This window comes from Paracoccus sp. SY (assembly GCF_002901215.1).
Taxonomy (GTDB): domain Bacteria; phylum Pseudomonadota; class Alphaproteobacteria; order Rhodobacterales; family Rhodobacteraceae; genus Paracoccus; species Paracoccus acridae.
The window spans coordinates 1-2,911 of the sequence record NZ_NWMQ01000113.1; the positions used below are offsets into that span (position 1 = coordinate 1).

Below are 2,911 nucleotides of genomic sequence, written 5' to 3' on the forward strand. Positions count from 1 at the left end.
AGGGCCGCCTGCGCCTCGGCCGCGGCGGCGCGGGCCTGATCCTCGGTGGCGGTGGCGGTGGCAAGGTCCGCTTCAAGGGCGGCGGGGTCGCCCGCGTCCTCAGCGCCCGCACCGGCCTCTGCCACCGCCTGCGCATGGGCCTGGCGCAGCGCGTCAAGGCCGTCTGGCGCAAGTTGGGCCAGAAGGCCCTGGGCGCTGCGCAGGCTGTCGTCCAGCCGCTGCGCCTCGACCAGGCGGGCGCGGGCTTGGGCCAGGTCCTCGGCCCCGCAGGCGGACAGCCGCTGGGCCAGCGTGGCCGCAGCCTTGTCCAGTTGCGCCCGGTCGCCGCCGGTCTGGGTGCCGGGGTCGATGCGCATGGTGCCGATGCCGGGCAGATCGAAGTCGCGCGGGCCGGTCAGGCGATGCGGGCCTTCGGGCAGGTCGGCCCCATCGGCGCGGACCCGCGCGGTGCCGCTATAGGCAAGGGACAGGCTGACCGACTGCGCGTCCAGGCGGGCCTCGGCCCGGTTCAGCTCGTCGGCGGCCTGTTCGGCGGCGGCAAGGGCCTGCGGCGTCACCACCAGCAACCCGCGCTGCGCCCGCTGTGCCTCCATGTCGGCGCGCAGGCGTTCGGCCTCGGCCAGGCTGCGGGCCAGGTGTGCGGCCCGGTCCTGCGCGGCGCGGGCCAGCCGCGCCCGCTGCGCCAGGGCCAGCCGGTCGCGCAGGGCGCGGGTGGCGGCCTCGGCATCCCGAAGGGCAGCGGCGGTGTCACCTTCGGCCTGGGACAGGGTGGCTGTGCGGCTGTCATGACGGGCCGCATCCTCGGTCGCCGCGGCCAGGGCCTGGGCCGCGCGGGCGGCGCGGTCCGACAGCGTTTCCAGCCGCTCGATCTCGGCACGGGCATTGTCGTCGGTGGCCTGCGCCAGGGCCAGGGCGCGCTGCGCCGCCCCCAGGCGGTCTGCATGGGCTTCGGCCTCGGCCAGGGCGGCGCGGGCAGCAGTCAGGGCCTCGACACGGCGCTGATCCTCGGCTGGGTCGTCCAAGGCTGCAAGCTGGCGCTGCGCCTCGCTGCGGCGGGACAGGTCGCCCGACAGCCGCGCGGCCTTGGCGGCAAGCTCGGCCTCCTCGGCGCGCAGGGCCTCGGCCTCGGCCTCGGCCCGCGCCCATTCGCCCCCCGCCTTGGGGCGCCCGGTCGCCGTCGCAAGCTGGCCCAACGCATCGCCGACCCGCGCCACCACCCCGTCCAGCCTGCGCCCGCCGGTCATCATCTCGATCTCGCCCGCGACCGAAGACAAGAGATCCCGCCGCGCCGACAGCGCCCGTTCCCGGTCGGACTTGTCGCTGGCCGAACTGCCTTCGGGCTCCAGGCCCAGCAGGCCCTGCCGCACCCACAGAAGGCCGGAAGGCCCTGACAGGCCCGCCCCCAGCATCCGGTCGATCCAGGCCTCGGCCTCGTCATCCTGGGCCACCGTCCGCCCGTCGCGCGACACCCTGGCCGAGGCACGGGTCAGCCATCGCTTTTCCACCCGATAGCGCCCGTCGGGCAACTCCAGGTCCGCCGCCACCTCGGGCGCGCCGCCGACATGGGGTTGCAGCGCCTTGATCGCCGCGCGGGTGGCGCGGTGGCGTTCGAAGAACAGCGCATGGATGGCGTCGAAGAAGGTGGACTTGCCGAACTCGTTGGGCTCGCACAGCACGGTGATGCCGTCGCCGATCCCCTCGATCCGGGCGATATGGCCAGCGAAGCGGCGCACGTTGGTCAATTGCAGCGCACGGATCTTCATGCCCCCACCTCTTGCGCGAGGGCGTAGAGCCGCGTCAGCGCGGATGCGGCCACCGCGCGCTCAGTGGCGCTGCGGTCGGGATCGCCCGCCTCGGCCAGCAGCGCCTCGGCCGCCTGGCGCAGCGCGCCCGCGCGGTCGATCCCGTCCAGGTCGTCGGGCTGCGCCTCGGTCACGAGGCCGGACAGGTCGTGGCTGAACCAACCGAAGTCGGGGGCGGCCGCCTGCGCTGCGGCCTCGAGCGCGGTCCGGTCGGACAAGGGCAGGCGGCCGGTGGCGACAAGCCGGACCAGCAGGTTGCGCCGCAGCCTCAGTGGGGGCAGGGCCGCGTCCAGCTGGGCCAGCGGATCGTCGCCGGGCAGCAGGTCCAGCGTGACGGTCCGCCAGCCCATGCTGCCGGTTTCCACCGGCCGGACCCGCGCCGTCCCCTCCAGCGTCACCAGCAGCGCGCAGCAGGCCGCAGAGTGCTTGAAGCCATCGGCCTCGGGTGTGCCGGAATACCAGGTGGACCCGTTCACTTCCATCCGGCCGTGCCAGTCGCCAAGCGCCAGGTAGTCAAGGCCGCAGAGCCGCGCCCGGTCGGGGGCGATGATGCCCGCCGCGCCGTCCTCGCCCGAGAAGTCGGCGATGGCGCCGTGGCCAAGGCCGATGCGCAGGCAGCCCTCGGGTGTGGGGGCGGCCATCGCCTCGGTCAGGTCGCGGCCGGGGCGGCGCTGCGTGCAGGGGGCGGGCAGGAGCATCACGCCGGGGGCCAGTTCGACCGGATCGGGGCTGGTGATCGCCCGCAGGTTGGCCGCCCCGTCCTGGGCGATGCGCCGCCACAGTTCGGTGGCGGCAAGGCTGTCATGGTTGCCCGGCAGCATGATCCAGGTGATGTCGGCCTCGGCCGCCATGGCGCGCAGGGCGTGGCGCAGGGTGTCGGGGGCGGGGGTCTCGGCGTCGAAGGTGTCGCCCGCCAGCAGCACCGTGGCCGCGCCCCCGTCCCGCGCGGCCTGCGCCAGCCGGGCGATCGCGCCGTGGCGGGCCTCGCGCAGGCGGTTGCGGATGGCTTCGGGATAGGTGCCGAAGGCCCTGCCCAGGTGCAAGTCGGACGAATGCAGGAAGCGGAACATAGGGCAGGGGTCCTTCGGTCGGCACTGTCGCGGATCGAG

Annotated in this window: 2 protein-coding genes; both read right to left on the minus strand. The window is 75.0% G+C overall.

Going from position 1 to position 2,911, the window contains the following annotated elements; translation table 11 throughout:
- On the minus strand, positions 1-1,763 hold a 1,763-nt coding region (locus CK944_RS21865), incomplete at its 3' end, for an AAA family ATPase (RefSeq protein ID WP_103175143.1).
- The gene (locus CK944_RS21870) at positions 1,760-2,872 is read right to left on the minus strand and encodes a DNA repair exonuclease (RefSeq protein ID WP_103175144.1); all 1,113 of its coding nucleotides are present in this window, start codon (positions 2,870-2,872) and stop codon (positions 1,760-1,762) included. The genes CK944_RS21865 and CK944_RS21870, both read right to left, overlap by 4 nt.
- Between the last annotated feature and the right edge of the window lie 39 nt (positions 2,873-2,911).